This window comes from Streptomyces sp. NBC_01591 (assembly GCF_035918155.1).
Taxonomy (GTDB): Bacteria; Actinomycetota; Actinomycetes; order Streptomycetales; family Streptomycetaceae; genus Streptomyces.
Genome location: NZ_CP109328.1, coordinates 340,124 through 354,775, shown reverse-complemented (window position 1 = coordinate 354,775; position 14,652 = coordinate 340,124). Strand labels below are relative to the sequence as shown.

The 14,652-nt window shown below is 70.4% G+C and carries 16 protein-coding genes; 8 read left to right on the top strand and 8 right to left on the bottom strand.

Features of this window, described 5'->3' with window-relative positions:
* Nucleotides 1–22 precede the first annotated feature (22 nt).
* From OG978_RS42610 to OG978_RS42600, 3 genes are read right to left on the bottom strand one after another with little or no spacing between them, the layout of a single operon-like run.
* Nucleotides 23–1,054, bottom strand: coding sequence for an oxygenase (locus tag OG978_RS42610; RefSeq protein WP_326770459.1), 1,032 nt, complete (start codon nt 1,052–1,054; stop codon nt 23–25).
* A 53-nt stretch (nt 1,055–1,107) separates the two neighbouring features.
* Nucleotides 1,108–1,707 carry a helix-turn-helix domain-containing protein gene (locus OG978_RS42605; protein ID WP_326770458.1) on the bottom strand — a complete coding sequence of 200 codons (600 nt, stop codon included), beginning with the start codon at nt 1,705–1,707 and terminating at the stop codon, nt 1,108–1,110.
* 9 nt (nt 1,708–1,716) lie between these two features.
* Nucleotides 1,717–2,796, bottom strand: coding sequence for a helix-turn-helix transcriptional regulator (locus OG978_RS42600; protein ID WP_326770457.1), 1,080 nt, complete (start codon nt 2,794–2,796; stop codon nt 1,717–1,719).
* A 350-nt stretch (nt 2,797–3,146) separates the two neighbouring features.
* Between OG978_RS42600 and OG978_RS42595 the strand changes: the two genes are divergently transcribed.
* From OG978_RS42595 to OG978_RS42585, 3 genes are all read left to right on the top strand, one after another.
* Complete coding sequence (locus OG978_RS42595) at nt 3,147–4,070, top strand: DMT family transporter (protein ID WP_326770456.1); 924 nt, start codon at nt 3,147–3,149, stop codon at nt 4,068–4,070.
* A 105-nt stretch (nt 4,071–4,175) separates the two neighbouring features.
* Nucleotides 4,176–4,382, top strand: coding sequence for a DUF5988 family protein (locus tag OG978_RS42590; RefSeq protein ID WP_326770455.1), 207 nt, complete (start codon nt 4,176–4,178; stop codon nt 4,380–4,382).
* A gap of 108 nt (nt 4,383–4,490) precedes the next feature.
* Nucleotides 4,491–4,643 carry a hypothetical protein gene (locus tag OG978_RS42585; RefSeq protein WP_326770454.1) on the top strand — a complete coding sequence of 51 codons (153 nt, stop codon included), beginning with the start codon at nt 4,491–4,493 and terminating at the stop codon, nt 4,641–4,643.
* 12 nt (nt 4,644–4,655) lie between these two features.
* On the opposite strand, the gene OG978_RS42580 is transcribed toward OG978_RS42585, so the two are convergent.
* The 4 genes from OG978_RS42580 to OG978_RS42565 all read right to left on the bottom strand — a co-directional run bounded on the left by OG978_RS42580 (nt 4,656) and on the right by OG978_RS42565 (nt 7,558).
* Nucleotides 4,656–4,778, bottom strand: a complete 123-nt coding sequence (locus tag OG978_RS42580) for a hypothetical protein (protein WP_326770453.1) — start codon at nt 4,776–4,778, stop codon at nt 4,656–4,658.
* Nucleotides 4,779–4,923: 145 nt separating this feature from the next.
* Nucleotides 4,924–5,916 (bottom strand): AraC family transcriptional regulator, encoded by a 993-nt coding sequence (locus tag OG978_RS42575; protein ID WP_326770452.1) that lies wholly within the window; start codon nt 5,914–5,916, stop codon nt 4,924–4,926.
* Between the two features lie 79 nt (nt 5,917–5,995).
* Nucleotides 5,996–6,847, bottom strand: coding sequence for an NmrA family NAD(P)-binding protein (locus OG978_RS42570; RefSeq protein ID WP_326770451.1), 852 nt, complete (start codon nt 6,845–6,847; stop codon nt 5,996–5,998).
* Nucleotides 6,848–6,949: 102 nt separating this feature from the next.
* The gene (locus OG978_RS42565) at nt 6,950–7,558 is read right to left on the bottom strand and encodes a sigma-70 family RNA polymerase sigma factor (protein WP_326770450.1); all 609 of its coding nucleotides are present in this window, start codon (nt 7,556–7,558) and stop codon (nt 6,950–6,952) included.
* Between the two features lie 78 nt (nt 7,559–7,636).
* Between OG978_RS42565 and OG978_RS42560 the strand changes: the two genes are divergently transcribed.
* The gene (locus tag OG978_RS42560; protein ID WP_326770449.1) at nt 7,637–8,470 is read left to right on the top strand and encodes an alpha/beta fold hydrolase; all 834 of its coding nucleotides are present in this window, start codon (nt 7,637–7,639) and stop codon (nt 8,468–8,470) included.
* Nucleotides 8,471–8,500: 30 nt separating this feature from the next.
* On the opposite strand, the gene pip is transcribed toward OG978_RS42560, so the two are convergent.
* Complete coding sequence (gene pip / locus OG978_RS42555) at nt 8,501–9,457, bottom strand: prolyl aminopeptidase (RefSeq protein WP_326770448.1); 957 nt, start codon at nt 9,455–9,457, stop codon at nt 8,501–8,503.
* Between the two features lie 149 nt (nt 9,458–9,606).
* Between pip and OG978_RS42550 the strand changes: the two genes are divergently transcribed.
* The 4 genes from OG978_RS42550 (at nt 9,607) to OG978_RS42535 (ending at nt 14,632) form a co-directional block, all read left to right on the top strand.
* Complete coding sequence (locus OG978_RS42550; protein WP_326770447.1) at nt 9,607–10,647, top strand: alpha/beta fold hydrolase; 1,041 nt, start codon at nt 9,607–9,609, stop codon at nt 10,645–10,647.
* 122 nt (nt 10,648–10,769) lie between these two features.
* Entirely contained in the window at nt 10,770–11,018 is a 249-nt protein-coding gene (locus OG978_RS42545; RefSeq protein WP_326770446.1) for a hypothetical protein, read from the top strand.
* Between the two features lie 213 nt (nt 11,019–11,231).
* Nucleotides 11,232–12,866 (top strand): ABC-F family ATP-binding cassette domain-containing protein, encoded by a 1,635-nt coding sequence (locus OG978_RS42540; RefSeq protein ID WP_326770445.1) that lies wholly within the window; start codon nt 11,232–11,234, stop codon nt 12,864–12,866.
* Between the two features lie 83 nt (nt 12,867–12,949).
* Nucleotides 12,950–14,632 (top strand): ABC-F family ATP-binding cassette domain-containing protein, encoded by a 1,683-nt coding sequence (locus OG978_RS42535; RefSeq protein ID WP_326770444.1) that lies wholly within the window; start codon nt 12,950–12,952, stop codon nt 14,630–14,632.
* Nucleotides 14,633–14,652: the final 20 nt, after the last annotated feature.

Genomic DNA, 14,652 nt, shown 5'->3' with positions numbered 1-14,652 from the left:
CATGTACGGGCGGGCGGCGGGGTCAGTGGATGCGGCGCAGTCCGGGCACGGAACGGTGCCGGATGTCCCACAGGCTGCGCCGGACATAGGTCCGCTGGAGCCAGCGGTCCCGCCCGTCGTAGTGCGCGGTGTACCGCGAACGCGCGTGCACGCCCTTGTGGTTGTGGAGGAGCAGCGCCTGTCCCGGGGCCAGTCGCACCTCGTGGGCCACCGCACGGCAAGCGGTCTGGAACAGTTCGAACGCCGCTTCCCCCGCCAGGCTCAGCGGCCGTACGCCGTTGGCCGCGCTGACGACCTCCGGGAACTCCCCCGGTCCCCGCAGGACCGGCACCGGCTCGGAGTACACCTCGTGGCCTTCCCCGAGGGCGCTCACGGAACCGCCGGGCGCGCTCATCCGGAAGACCGGGGAACGCAGCACATCGATGGTCGCCTCGTCGAGCACCCCGAGGATGTCGCGGGCGTCGGCGTAGTACGTACACGCCTCGCTCTCGCGGTCGGCCCGCAGACAGTTCAGCACCACGAAGTCGGGGCTCGAGCGGCTGTAGCACCCCGTGCAGTCGTGGACCAGGTCGTTGTAGAAGGTGAGGAAGACCGTCGAGCCCTGGCTCGTCCGCGTTCCGTCGCCGCGCGCGACGGGGACGAGGTCGTGCACGAGGCGGCCCTCCCGCTCGGAGAGGTAGCCCACCGGCTCGCCGAGGAGTCCGCTCAGCCCGAGCAGCACCCCCTCGGCGGTGAACGTCCGTTTCCCGAGGCTCGGTCCGTCGTCCCGGGGGGTGGGCGGGAGCAGCGGGTCCACCGGGAGGTTGCGCAGGTACACGACGCCGGGGGCGTCGGAGTGCCGGCCGAAGTCCAGCAGCAGCTGGAGCAGGCCCAGGGGGAGCTGTCCGAACGCCTGGTGGCAGCGGGCCGAGGCTCGGTCGATGTCCCCGAACGGATCGCGCGTGGAGGCGAGTTGCTCTCCGAGCCGGTCGCGGACCTCGTCCGGCAGGCGCAGCTCGGCGAGGGTGACGGCGGGCGAACGGCCATCACCCGGCTGGGCATCGACGTGGGACACGGGTGCCTCTCTGTATTCCGTAGGGGGCATGGGAGGTGCTCGGTGAGAGGGGCTCAGTAGAGACTGGAGAAGAGCACTCCGACGAACTGGGCGGGCTCCGTACTGTCGTTGCGGAAGGTGTGCGGATAGCCGGCCGACCACTGGACGCAGTCGCCGGCGCGCAGCTCGTGGTCCACGCCGTTGTAGCGGGCCACCAGGGTGCCCCGGGTCATGACGATCAGGTCCGTCCCCTCGTGCTGCAGCTCCTCACTGAGTCCGCTGCCCGGCTGGAAGTCGGCCGTGATCACCTGGTATCCGAGTTCCGGGGAGCGCAGGACGTGGTACGTGACACCCGGCGCCCGCTCCAGCCGTTCCTGGGACTGGAGTGGGAAGACCGAGGGCGTGGCACGCCCCCGGGAGAATCCGAGGAAGGACCCCACATCGTGGCCGAACACCCCGGCGAGGCGGCTGAGCCGCTCCAGTGCGATATCGGTCTCACCCCGCTCCAGTGCCGCCAGGAACGACACCGACAGCCCGCATTCCGCGGAGACCTGCCTCAGCGACATGCCCCGCTGGGTACGGAGCCGGCGCAAGACCTCGCCCGGTCGCGGATAGCCGGGCTCGGAGGGCCGGTCCGCCGCGGGAGGCATCGAGGAGTGGTCGGGGGTGGCCATATGCACTTCCTAGGTTCTTGAGGTGGAGAGCGCCGAGGACGCAGGCGGAGCCTGCGCTGCCCCGGCATCGTTCTGGAGCTGGTCCAGGAGGCCCGACCTGGCGATCAGGACCCCCAGCTGGAAGCGGCTGCGGGCGCCGAGCTCCTGGTAGATCTTGGCGATGTGGTTGCGGCAGGTGCGGACGCTGACGCCGATGCGCCGCGCGATCACTTCGTCCGTCTGCCCTTCGGCGAGGAGTTGGACGATGGTGCCACGGACATCGCTGAGAAGTCGGCTCACCTCGGTCGTACGGACCTGTCCCTCGAACTCCGTGGCCGCCCGCCAGGTCCGTTCGAAGACCTCCACCATGAAGCGCACGAGCCCGGGCTCGCGCACGACGACGGCGAGATGGGCTTCCTCCAGCGGGACGATCGCCCGCTGCCGGTCGAAGATGATGACCCCCTCGAAGGGGCCGGCCAGGGTGCGTGCCTCGCTCCGGCCCTCGGCGAAGGCCGCCACGTGCTGCCGGGTCGCTGGGTCGAAGCGCGCGGCGTGCTGGTGGATGACGCGCACCGCCACATCGCGCTTCTGGAGCACTCCGGCCGCCTCCTCTGTGTGCTGCTGAGCGACCCCGGCCCACCAGCCGGTGCCGGGCCGGCCGAGCATCACCTCGCCGGTGCACTCCTCCAGGGCGGAGGCCATCTCCTCGCGGAGGGGCCGCTGCCCGGCGAGGATCCGCTGCGCCTCGCTGCCGGAGACGTCCCGCAGGGCCTCCTCGTGCGCCCGGTGGAAGCCGACGAGCTCGGCCTGGATCTCCCGCGAGCGCCGCTCCATGCGCTCGATCTGCTGCTGCAGGGGAGCGAGCCGGTGGAAGGCCGCCGCCCGGGGCGTGACCGGGAGGAATTCCTCCGCTCCGGGCAGCGGCTGGAGCAGCATGGCCTCCGAGAGCAGCCGCACCGCCCGCGCCGTGCGTTCGACGCTCCAGCCGAGCTGGGCCGCGGCCTGCCCGGGCCGCAGCACCTGGGTGCGCACCGCGAGCTGATAGAGCTCTTCCTGGTCCTCCAGCCCTCCTAAGCCGTAGGGCTTGCGTTCATGCAGATTGACGTTCATCTGGCCCCGTCCTGTCTCTGGTCAAGATCCGCCACCGCCCGTTCTGCCCCGCCGAGCAAGCAATCCCAGGCGGCGTACTAAATAGAGCACAGCCGTGCGCCATACCGTACGATGCATGAGAGGCGGGGTCAACGGCGGGATGCCGAGGGAGCCCTCGCCCCATAAAGGAGGGGAGCCCTCGCCCCACATAGGGGGCACCGGGCCGATCTTCCCGACCCTCCCGACCCGGCTTGCAGGATGCTGCAGATCGCTCCCACCCTCCCCCGCCGGACGATATCTCGCATTACCGTGCAGTTTTAAGTACACCCTCCAAGGGTCAACCCCACTCCACGCGAGATGCAGGAGGCGCCATGAACGTGGACCTGAGGGAAACCCGGTCAGCGGCTCCCCGGTCGGGCGACGATGCCGGTCCGACGCGGGGCGGCGTGGTCGCCCGGATCGCCCTGGTCGTGGTCTGGAGCTCCGGGTTCATCTCGGGAAAGCTCGGACTGCAGCACGCCGCACCCTTCACCTTCGCCTGCCTGCGGTTCGCGATCGCGGGCGGACTCCTGCTCGCCATCGCCCTGGTCCTGCGCAAGGAGCTGCCGCGCGGACGGCTGCTGGGCCATCTCGCCATCGCGGGCATCCTGATCCAGGGCGTGCAGTTCTCCAGCATCTACGCCGGAATGAACCTCGGCGTCCCGTCCGGGGTCGCGGCCCTGATCATCGCGCTCTACCCGCTGACCGTCTCACTGATCGCCGTGCCCGTACTGAACGAACGCGTCACCAAGGGACAGCTGCTCGGCCTCGCACTGGGGCTCGGCGGGGTCGTCCTCGCCGTCTGGGACGGCCTCCACGTCGGCGAGGGCAGCCTCGGCGGCCTCGCCTTCCTCTTCCTCGGCCTGCTCGGCATCTCGGTCGGCACCATCTGGCAGAAACGCCACTGCCACGGGATGGACCCCGTCTCCGGCAACGCCGTCCAGCTGCTGGCTGCGGCCGCCACCGCTCTCGTGCCCGCCCTCCTGTGGGAGGGCTTCGACGTCACCTTCACCGCCGGATACTGGCCGGTGCTGCTCTGGGCCTCGCTCATCAATTCCATCGTCGGCGTGGGGCTGCTGTACCACCTGCTCCAGCACCACGGCACCAGCCAGGTCAGCAGCCTCTTCTACCTCGTACCCATGGTCACGGCCGGATTCGCGGCCCTGCTGCTCCACCAGCACCTCGGCCCTCTCACCCTGGGCGGTCTCGTCCTGGCAACCGGAGGCACTCTCCTGGCGAACCGGATCAAGGACTGACAGCGATCCGGATCCGCACGCCGTCGGAGTGGGGCGCGGCGGGTGGCGGTGCCCCCTTCGGCGCGTCATGAGGAAGCCGGACCACCGCCCGGAGAAACTCTCGCCATGACCGACGCACCGAAAGCAGTCCTCGAAGGCGGCCCCGACGATCTCCCCGACCGGATCGTCCCCGTCACCGCACCCGGGCCCGATATCAAGATCCCGTTCCGTGGCGGGTACGAACACTTCAGGGCCACGCCGCGCCACCAGGACACGGCCGAGGGAAGGTTGCCCGTCTACGAATGGTGGGAGCGCACGGAGGTCCCCGGGTAGACACGCCTCCCCGGCGGTCCGGATGCGGCCTCTCGACCCACACCCGACCCGCCCGCCCCTCCGGGCACGCTCGGTGGTCGTGTCACCACCCTCCACCTGGCCCAGCGGATGGACCCGCGCAAGATCATCGAACTCGACGCCGGCCACGCCTCGTTGGCCTCACAGCCCGGACCGGTCGCCGAGCTGATCGAGACGGCAGCCATCGACCTTGCCGGTCAGGCGGGCCTGCCCCGGGGCACCTCGGCCCGCTCACCCCGTTGAAGAGCAGGCCGGTCAGGCGTTCCCCGTGGCGTTCCCTGCCGCATCACGGGGCAGGAGGCGACCGCACAGCTCGTCGATCAGCTCGCCCGCCGAACCCGCGAGGACATCGGGCACGGTGAGGTCGTCCACGATCATGCCGTGCACGGCGAGGTACAGCAGGACGACGGCGACACGGTCGCCGGACGATCGGTCCGGGACACCGGCCCATCCGCGGCCCTTGCCGTCTCCGTAGCCTCTGCGGTCTCCCTCCGACGGGGCGTGACGCGAGCGGACCGGGCCGTCAGCCGCCCAGCACCACCGTCCGGGACGGTGTCTCCCGAGGCATGACAATCCGCGAGGCGCCGCTCTTCCGGTACTCCTGCGGACTGACCCCACGCACCCTCTTGAACGCCGAGCTCAGCGCGAACGCGCTGCTGTAGCCGACCTGGCGCGCCACCGTGGCCACGGTGGCATCCGATTCGAGCAGCAGGTCGGCGGCCAGGGCGAGACGCAAGGTGGCCAGGTAGGTCATCGGCGGCTCCCCCACCACCTCGGTGAAGCGGCGGGCGAGGCCCGCCCGGGAGACACCGACCTTGCGGGCCAGCGATTCCACCGTCCACGCATGGGCCGGATCACCGTGCAGAAGTCGCAGTGCGGGCCCCACCCTGGGGTCGGACCGGGCGTGGTACCAGGCCGGCGCACCGGCGTCCGGCTCGGCGAGCCAGGCGCGCAGCACACCGACGAAGAGCAGATCGAGGAGGCGGTCGAGGACCAACTCCTGTCCCGGCTCGTCGCGGCCGATCTCCTCGGCCAGCAAGGGTACGAGCGGGGTGTCGTCGAGGGCGGCGGGCAGCACCAGGAGGGTGGGCAGGGCGCCCAGCAGCCGGCGGCCGATCTCGCCGGGCGCCTGGTACGTACCGCTGAGCATGACGGACGAGCCCTGCCCGAGCGGGTCCCCCCAGGTCCGCACCCCCAGGGCCATGGTGTCGGTGACGTCCTCACCGACGGTGGTGCTGCAGCGCTGGTCGGGGCCGACGGTGATCTGGACGGGGGTGTCCTGCGCGTCGGCGATCGTGTACGGGTCGGGGCCACGCAGCACGGCGATGTCGCCGGGACCGATGAGGGCCGGGACACCGCCGTCGGGCATCACCCAGGCGCTGCCCCGGACCATGGTGGCCAGGGAGATCGGAGCACGGTCCTCGATGCGGAGCGACCAGGGCGGGTCGAAGACGGACTTGAGCAGGAAGGCGCCGCGCGCCTTGGGCCCGTCCAGGAGTCCGGTGAGTACGTCCATGTGGTGATCCCCATTCGGCTTGAGGGCGCGGCGCCGGGCCGAATCCGTACCGTGCACTCTCAGATGTTGCCGGGCGTTGTCAGACGTTCCAGACGCCGGTAGCGGCGGCATCCTTCGCGAAGGCCGAGAAGTCGCGCGGCTTGCGGCCGAGGGCCTCCTCCACGCCGTTGACGACGTCCGCGTTGCGCCCGTCGAGGATCAGGGCGAACAGGTCGGCGAACTCGACAGGCAGCCCATTCTCCCGCAGGACCGCCCGGTAGTCGTCGAGGGTGACCGGGGTGTACGTGATCTCCCGGCCGGTGACCTGCGACAGTTCGGCGGCCACATCACCGAAGCTCAGCGACCGGGGCCCGGACAGCTCGTACGTCCTGCCGATGTGCTTGTCGTCGGTGAGGGCGGCAGTGACGACGTCGGCGATGTCTTCGACGTCCACGAACGGCTCCACCGCGTCGGCGGTCGGCAGCGCAAGCTCACCGGCGAGGACGGGCTCCAGGAAGAAGCTCTCGCTGAAGTTCTGGTTGAACCAGCTGGCCCGTACGACGGTCCAGTCGGCGCCCGACTCCTTGAGCTTGTTCTCGCTGTTGACCGCGCCCTCTTCACCGCGTCCGGAGAGCAGTACCAGCCGGCGCGCGCCCTTCTTCACGGCGAGCTCGGAGAAGGCACCGACGGCTTCCGCGGCTCCGGGGAACCCGAGGTCGGGGTAGTAGGTGACGTAGACGGCTCCGACGCTGTCGAGCGCCGCCTCCCAGGTGTTGGGGTCCTCCCACACGAAGGGCGGTTCGGCGTTGCGGGATCCCACGCGCACCGGCAGCCCCTGCGCGGTGAGCCGCTCCGCCACACGGCGCCCGGTCTTTCCGGTGCCGCCGATCACCAGAATCGTCTTCGAGTCGGCCCGCTGAGTGCTCTGCTGGATGTTCTGTTCGTTCGTCATGCCGATCAGTCAACGCCGATCCGGCGAGACGAACCATAGCCACAACGCTCAACTCCATACGCGTGCGTCCAAAGTCAGGTGTCGTCAGTCAGGCGTCGTCAGTCAGGCGTCGCCCCTGAGCCGGTCGCGCTGGATCCGGTGCGCGAGGGTGCGGCGCACGGAGGCCGATGCGGTGGTGCTGGTCGCCTTCGGGGGGACGTCGAGGCCACGGCTGATCTTGTCGTACACCTCCTGGTAGCTGCCGGGCGTCGCCGCCCGGTGCAGTCTCAGGTCCTCCTCGACGAGGCGTCGCAGCTCGTCGACGTTCTCGGGGGTGAAGCGCTGCTTCCCCCTTGCGATGGCGTCGACGTAGCGGGTGCAGCGGGCGGTGTCGCCGAGGGTCTCCGAGATCTCCTCGGCAAGGGCCCACAGGCGTCCTTCGAGCCATGGGGTGTCGTGCTGGTCGAGGGAGAGCGCCATCGGGGGCGGCGGTTCGTCGTCCAGCCGGTATTTCGCCATCTGCTTGGACACGGCGGGCTGGCTCATGGCCGCGAGCCGAGCGATCCTGTCCTGCGTCCAGCCGAAGCCGATGAACAGCTTGATCATTTCGGAGCGCAGCTTCCGCATCTCCTCGCCCGCACGGATGACCTCGTTCATGTCGGCGAGCATCCGCCCGGCCTGTTCCTCGGTCAGCGCCTCGGGGATCCGGTGCGTGCTCTCTTCGCCTGCCATGACTCGGTTATACACCCGACCCCCTCAGCTCCATAACCAGGTTGTAAAACCTGGTTATGACTGGCAGGGTCCATGCCCATGCCCACCTTCTTCGCACCTGACGGAACCCGGCTCGCCTACCACGTACGCGGCGATGGCGACGGCGACCCGGCCGTCTGTATCCCCGGGGGCCCTGCGGACTCCTGCTACCTCGGCGACCTCGGCGGCCTGTCGGCGCACCGCCGGCTGATCGCCCTGGACCTTCGCGGCACCGGACGGTCCGCGATCCCCGAAGACACCTCCTCCTACCGCTGTGACCGCCTCGTCGAGGACGTCGAGGCCCTGCGCAGCCACCTCGGACTCCCCCGGATCGATCTGCTCGGCCACTCCGCCGGAGCGAACCTCGCGACGCAGTACGCGGCGCGTCACCCGGAGAACGTCGGCAGGCTCGCCCTGATCGCCCCCGGCACCCGGGCCCTCGGGATCGCGATCACCGGGGAGATGCGACGTGAGCTCGCGCGGCTTCGCAGGAACGAGCCGTGGTTCCCGGCGGCGTTCGCCGCCCTGGAGGCGATCACCGAGGGAACCGGCAGCGACTGGGAGGCCATCAACCCCTTCTTCTGCGGCCGGTGGGACGCCGCGGCGCAGCAGCACCAGGCGGCGAGCAGGCCGGGCAACGAGGAGGCCGTCGCTCTCTTCGCGGCCGAAGGCGCCTTCACGCCGGACGCCACCCGTGCGGCGCTCGCCGGCTTCGGGGCCCCCGTCCTGCTGCTCGCCGGGGAGTTCGACGTGAACAGCCCTCCCCGGTCGGTGGCCGAGGCAGCCGCACTGTTCCCCGATGCCGCACTCGCCGTGCAGCCAGGAGCAGGTCACTACCCCTGGATCGACGACGCGGACCGGTTCGTGGCAACTGTCGCGGCGTTCTTGAAGTGAAGCCCGTACTGCGACTGCCTACTCCTGCTACTACTGCGCGAAGCGCTCGAACGCCGCGTACAGGGCCGCACTCATGGCGGCGCTGCCCTTGTGTCCCGAGTCCTCGATGACCACGAGTTCCGCGCCGGGCCAGGCGTGGGCGAGTTCCCAGGCCGTGTCGAGCGGTCCGCTGATGTCGAGGCGGCCGTGGATCAGGACGCCGGGGATGCCTGCCAGGCGTCCCGCGTCGCGGATCAACTGGCCTTCCTCCAGCCAGGCTCCATGGGCGAAGTAGTGCGAGCAGATCCGCACCAGCGCCAGCATGGCCCGGGGCGGCCTGCCGCCGTACGGGTTGGGTGAGCCGTTCGGCTCCGCGGAGAGGACCGCGTCCTCCCAGGCACACCAGTCGGTCGCGGCCTTGGCCCGTACGTCCGGGTCGGGACTCCCCATGAGGCGCGCGTACGCTCCGACGAGGTCGCCGTCCCGGTCGACCTCGGGGACGCCCTCCCGGAATCGCTGCCATGCTTCCGGGAAGAACCGGCCCGCGCCCCGGTAGAGCCAGTCGATCTCGGAGCGGCGGGTGCTGGTGACCGCGGCGAGGACGATCTCGGACACCCGCTCCGGGTACCGCTCGGCGTACGCGAGGCTGAGCGTGGAGCCCCATGAGTTGCCGAACAGCAACCACTGGTCGACACTGAGGTGTTCGCGCAGTTGCTCCATGTCGGCGATCAGATGCTCGGTGGTGTTGAGCTCCATGTCGGTGGTGGGGTCGGCGGCATGGGGTGTGCTCCGGCCGCATCCGCGCTGATCGAAGAGGATGATCCGGTAGCGCTCCGGGTCGAAGGACTTGCGCGGGCCCGTCGAGCAGCCCGAACCGGGGCCGCCGTGGACGACGAGAGCGGGCTTGCCGTCCGGGTTTCCGCAGGTCTCCCAGTAGATGAGGTTTCCGTCGCCGGTGTCGAGCATGCCGTGGTCGTAGGGATCGATCGGCGGGTAAGGGGCTGCCATGTCCGGTTCTCCTCCATCGAGTTCGTCGAGGACACGAACCGAACACAATACGCACGAGTCGAATGCGTCACCTGTTTGACTGGTGACGAACTGCGTGGGACAGTCGTGCGCACTCAGGTCCGCACTTCGACACGCACGGAGGGCTTCACATGATCGGCAGGCGCACCTTCAGCAAGGCCCTGGGACTGAGCACCGGCACGGCCGCCGCCTCCCTGGCGGGCCTGGCAACCCCCTCGACCGCGTCCGCCGCCGCGCGAAGCGGAGCCGGGAAACCGGCCGGGCTCACATCCTTCGAGTCCCTGAAGCAGGTCAAGGCCGGCCTGCTGGACATCGGTTACGCCGAAGTGGGCCCCGCCCACGGCCCCGTGGTCATCTGTCTGCACGGCTGGCCCTACGACATCCACAGCTTCGTCGACGTCGCCCCCCTGCTGGCGGCGGAGGGCTACCGCGTGATCGTCCCCCACCTCCGCGGTCACGGCACGACGCGCTTCCTCTCCGCCCTCACCTTCCGCAACGCCCAGCAGTCGGCGATCGCCCTCGACATCATCGCCCTGATGGACGCCCTCACGATCGAGAGTGCGGTACTCGCGGGCTTCGACTGGGGGTCGCGGACCGCCGACATCATCGCGGCCCTCTGGCCGGAACGCTGCAAGGCCCTGGTATCGGTGGGCGGTTACCTCATCACGAACCTCGCGGCCAACCTTGAGCCGCTGGCGCCCGCGGCCGAGCACGCCTGGTGGTACCAGTACTACTTCGCCACGGAGCGGGGCCGGCTGGCCATGGAGGACCGGACGAAGCGGCACGACCTGAACAGGCTGGTCTGGGACACCGTCTCCCCGACATGGGACTTCGACGACGCCACCTTCGAGCGCACGGCCGCGTCCTTCGAGAACCCCGACTACGCCGACATCGTGATCCACAACTACCGCTGGCGGCTGAGCCTCGCCGCCGGCGAGCGCCGTTACGACCGGTTCGAGAAGCGGCTCGCCGCGCGGCCGGTCATCGAGGTGCCGGCCATCACCCTCGACGCCGAGCGCGACCCCTTCACCGCACCGGGCGACGGATCGTCGTACCGCGACAGGTTCGCGGGCGCCTACGACCACCGCACCCTGAAGGGCATCGGCCACAACCTGCCGCAGGAGGCACCCGCCGACTTCGCCCGGGCCGTCGTCGACGCGGACCGCTTCTGACGCCATCCGGACTTCGTCACCGGCTTGACAGGTGACGCAGACCGGTGCGACGCTCGTATCAGCCCAGCGCTACGGCGCGATCCGCAACCGACAGCCGATGACCGATCGAGCGGAGGTTGACCGTGAACACCAAGAACACCGTGATCACCGAGCACACCGAGCACACCGAGCACACCGAGCACACCGAGCACACGACGGACAGTGCCGCAGCGGCCCGGCACGAGCGGTTCGGGAAGCTGCCCGAGCGCGTCCCCTACCAGGACATGGCCGAGGTGAAGCCCGCCTCGCCCAAGGAGTCCGTGAGGGACGCGTACGACCCGGAGGGTTCGTGGATGTCCTTCTCCTGCCTGGCCGCCGACCTCGGCCTGTAGGACCCTGGGGCCTGCTAGGCTGACGAGAGCTTTGATCATGTATTGAGGAGACCAGACATGGTGGGTGACGACGACATCTCGGGGTGATACCCCGATCTGTCAGGCCACCGGCCGATGCCCAGGAGCATCGCCGTCGTGGCCGTTCCGTCGTTCCCTTCATCCATGTCCCGGGCAGCAGTCTGCGCCTGCCCGTATCTCATTCGAGGTCTCTCCATGTCCGACACCTCTGTCATCTGCTCGAACCTGTCCTTCGCCTGGCCCGACGACACCCCGGTCTTCGAGGACCTGTCCTTCACCCTGGGCAGCGGCCGGACGGGCCTGGTCGCGCCCAACGGCTCCGGCAAGAGCACCCTGCTCAAGCTGATCGCCGGCGAACTGCGGCCCGGCACCGGGTCCGTGTCCGTGGGCGGCACGCTCGGCCATCTCCCGCAGACCCTCCCCCTGACCGGTGACCTCACGGTGGCCGAGGTCCTGGGCGTCGCCGCGGTGATCCGGGCCCTGGACGCCGTGGAGTCCGGGGACGTGAGCGAGGAACACTTCACGGTCATCGGTGACGACTGGGACATCGAGGAGCGCACCCGGGCCCAGCTGGACCGGCTCGGCCTCGCCGACCTCGCCCTCGACCGAAGCCTGAACACACTCAGCGGCGGCCAGGTCATCTCGCTCGGTCTGGCCGCCCAGTTGCTGAAACGGCCCGACGTACTGCTGCTCGACGAGCCGACCAACAACCTCGACCTCGACGCCCGTCACAAACTCTACGACGTACTGGAGGACTTCAGCGGCTGCCTGCTGCTGGTCAGCCATGACCGGGCGCTGCTCGACCGCATGGAGCGCATCGCCGAGCTCGAACGCGCTGAACTGCGCTTCTACGGCGGCAACTTCACCGAGTACGAAGAGGCCGTGCAGGCCGAGCAGGAGGTCGCCGAGAAGAACATCCGCAACGCCGAACAGGAGCTGAAGCGGGAGAAGCGGGAGATGCAGCAGGCCCGCGAACGCGCCGAGCGCCGCGCGAGCAATGCCGCCCGCAACCTCAAGAGCGCGGGCCTGCCACGTATCTTCGCCGGGAACATGAAGCGAGGCGCCCAGGAGTCCGCGGGCCGGTCGGGGCAGATGCACGCGTCCCGGGTCGGCGAGGCCAAGGCCCGGCTGGACGAGGCGGGGCGCGCCCTGCGCGACGAGCAGCGCATCACGCTGGATCTTCCGGACACCGATGTGCCCGCCGGACGCACACTCGTCCTCGGCGAGCAGATGCAGGTCCGTCACGGCGGACGGGCCGTGTTCGCCGGAGCGGGCGTCGACCTGACCGTCCGGGGCCCCGAACGCATCGCGCTGACCGGTCCCAACGGCTCCGGCAAGACCACACTGCTGCGGCTGCTCAACGGCGAACTCGGCCTGGACAGCGGGCAGATCAAGCGGGCAGACGGCCGGATCGCGTACCTCTCGCAGCGCCTGGACCTGCTGGACCCGGACCGTACCGTCGCCGAGAACTTCACCGCGTTCGCGCCCGACAGGCCGGAGGCGGAGCGGATGAATCTGCTCGCCCGCTTCCTCTTCCGGGGCCCCCGGGCCCATCTCCCCGTCGGAGTACTGTCCGGCGGCGAGCGGCTGCGGGCCACCCTGGCCTGTGTCCTGTGCGCCGAACCGGCTCCGCAGCTGCTGCTCCTGGACGAGCCGACGAACAACCTCGACCTGGTCGGCGCGGGCCAGTTGGAGAGCGCGCTGGGCTCGTACCGGGGGGCGTTCATGGTGGTCAGCCACGACGAGCGTTTTCTCGCCCGGATCGGCGTGGACCGGTGGCTGAGGCTGGCCGGCGGTGAGCTGGCGGAGACGGGAGCGCCGGAGGTGTGAGCCGCTGATGTGCCGACCGGGCCCGCGCCCGAGGTGGGTCACCACCCGGCGGGCCGAGCACTGATCACGTCAGGTGGACCACCATGTCTCGACCGGCCCTGCTCGCATACGACGTCGTCCGCACCCTGGGGACCAAGAGGGTCCTCGACGGCGTCTCCCTCACCGCCTCCCCCGGCCACCGCATCGGGCTGATCGGGGAGAACGGCGTCGGCAAGTCGACGCTGCTTCGCCTGCTCGCCGGAGTGGACGAACCCGATGCCGGGAGCATCACGCGCCCGGCCGACCTCGGCTTCCTGCACCAGGAGATGCCGTTCGACGACGCGTCGACGATCGCCGACGTGCTGGACGAAGCCCTGCGCGAGGCCCGCGACGACCTGGCCGAGCTCGAACGTCTCACCGAGCGGCTCGCCCACGTACCGCAGGACTCCCCCGGCTACGCCGAGCTGCTCGACGCGTACGGACGGCGGCTGGAACAGGCCCAGGAGCGGGAGGTCTGGGACGCCGACCGGCGTGCCGCGATCGTGCTCGACGGGCTCGGCCTCGGCGCGTTCCGGCACGACCGGGCGCTCGGCTCCCTCTCCGGCGGGCAGCGCGGCCGTCTGGCGCTGGCCGCTCTGCTGGTCCGGCGCCCCTCGGCGCTGCTGCTGGACGAGCCGACGAACCACCTCGACGACGGCGCCGCCGCGTTCCTGGAGGAGCAGGTGCGCGGCCTGCCCGGGGTCGTCGTGGTGGCCAGCCACGACCGGGCGTTCCTCGACGCCGTCTGCACGGATCTGATCGACCTCGACCCGGCCATGGACGGCCCGGTCCGCTACGGCGGCAACTACAGCGCCTACCTGGCCGAGAAGCATGCCGAGCGGGAGCGCTGGGAACGGCGGTACGCCGAGGAACAGGAGGAGCTGGCGGCGCTGCGCCACTCGGCCGGGGTGACCGCGCACCGCGTAGCGCCCGACCGGGAGCGGCGCGACAACGAAAAGATGGGTTACGGCCACCGGGGCGGCCGGGTGCAGAGCCAGATCTCGCGGCGGGTGCGCAACGCCACCCGCAGGCTGGACGGGCTGGAGCGCGGGCAGATCGGTGAGCCGCCGCAGCCGTTGCGTTTCCACGGCACCGCACTCGCCGTCACCGCACCAGGGGAGGAGTCGGCGGACGACGCCCTCGTCTCGCTGCGCGACGTGCGGGTGCCGGGCCGGCTGACCGTCGCGCACCTGGACGTACCGGCGACCGAGCGCATCCTCGTCACGGGAGGCAACGGCGCGGGCAAGTCGACGCTGCTGTCCGTGCTCGCCGGGCGGCTCGCGGCCGAGGGCGACGTACGACGGCGGCGGGGGCTGACGGTGGGTCTGCTGGCCCAGGACACCGTGTTCGGCCGGCCCGACCGGACCGGGCTGGAGACCTACGAGCGCTCGCTCGGCGCCGAGCGGGCGGAGACGGTCCCGCTGCGCTCGCTGGGTCTGCTGCACGAGGCAGATCTGGACAAGCCGGTCGGCCGGCTGTCGGTCGGTCAGCGCCGCCGGCTCGCGCTGGCGCTCCTGGTGGCGCGTCCGCCGGAGCTGCTGCTGCTCGACGAGCCCACGAACCACTTGTCCCCGCGGTTGTGCGACGAGCTGGAGGCCGCGCTGGGCACCGGGCCCGGCGCGATCGTCCTGGCCAGCCACGACCGCTGGCTGCGCAGACGCTGGCAGGGCCGCGAAGTCCGGCTGGGCGACAGCACGGGTGGCAACACGGGGACGACCACCGGCCCAGCAGGTGACGAGCCTTGCTGACCCGATAGTCACCTGCCAGA

What these genes read in the sequence shown, in the direction of transcription:
- OG978_RS42560 (WP_326770449.1), top strand. Translation starts at nt 7,637, where the DNA reads ATGCCCACCTTCTTCGCACCTGACGGAACCCGGCTCGCCTACCACGTA.
- pip (WP_326770448.1), bottom strand. Translation starts at nt 9,457, where the DNA reads ATGGCAGCCCCTTACCCGCCGATCGATCCCTACGACCACGGCATGCTC.
- OG978_RS42605 (WP_326770458.1), bottom strand. Translation starts at nt 1,707, where the DNA reads ATGGCCACCCCCGACCACTCCTCGATGCCTCCCGCGGCGGACCGGCCC.
- OG978_RS42575 (WP_326770452.1), bottom strand. Translation starts at nt 5,916, where the DNA reads ATGGACGTACTCACCGGACTCCTGGACGGGCCCAAGGCGCGCGGCGCC.
- OG978_RS42590 (WP_326770455.1), top strand. Translation starts at nt 4,176, where the DNA reads ATGACCGACGCACCGAAAGCAGTCCTCGAAGGCGGCCCCGACGATCTC.
- OG978_RS42570 (WP_326770451.1), bottom strand. Translation starts at nt 6,847, where the DNA reads ATGACGAACGAACAGAACATCCAGCAGAGCACTCAGCGGGCCGACTCG.
- OG978_RS42550 (WP_326770447.1), top strand. Translation starts at nt 9,607, where the DNA reads ATGATCGGCAGGCGCACCTTCAGCAAGGCCCTGGGACTGAGCACCGGC.
- OG978_RS42565 (WP_326770450.1), bottom strand. Translation starts at nt 7,558, where the DNA reads ATGGCAGGCGAAGAGAGCACGCACCGGATCCCCGAGGCGCTGACCGAG.
- OG978_RS42585 (WP_326770454.1), top strand. Translation starts at nt 4,491, where the DNA reads ATGGACCCGCGCAAGATCATCGAACTCGACGCCGGCCACGCCTCGTTG.
- OG978_RS42600 (WP_326770457.1), bottom strand. Translation starts at nt 2,796, where the DNA reads ATGAACGTCAATCTGCATGAACGCAAGCCCTACGGCTTAGGAGGGCTG.
- OG978_RS42535 (WP_326770444.1), top strand. Translation starts at nt 12,950, where the DNA reads ATGTCTCGACCGGCCCTGCTCGCATACGACGTCGTCCGCACCCTGGGG.
- OG978_RS42595 (WP_326770456.1), top strand. Translation starts at nt 3,147, where the DNA reads ATGAACGTGGACCTGAGGGAAACCCGGTCAGCGGCTCCCCGGTCGGGC.
- OG978_RS42540 (WP_326770445.1), top strand. Translation starts at nt 11,232, where the DNA reads ATGTCCGACACCTCTGTCATCTGCTCGAACCTGTCCTTCGCCTGGCCC.
- OG978_RS42580 (WP_326770453.1), bottom strand. Translation starts at nt 4,778, where the DNA reads ATGATCGTGGACGACCTCACCGTGCCCGATGTCCTCGCGGGTTCGGCG.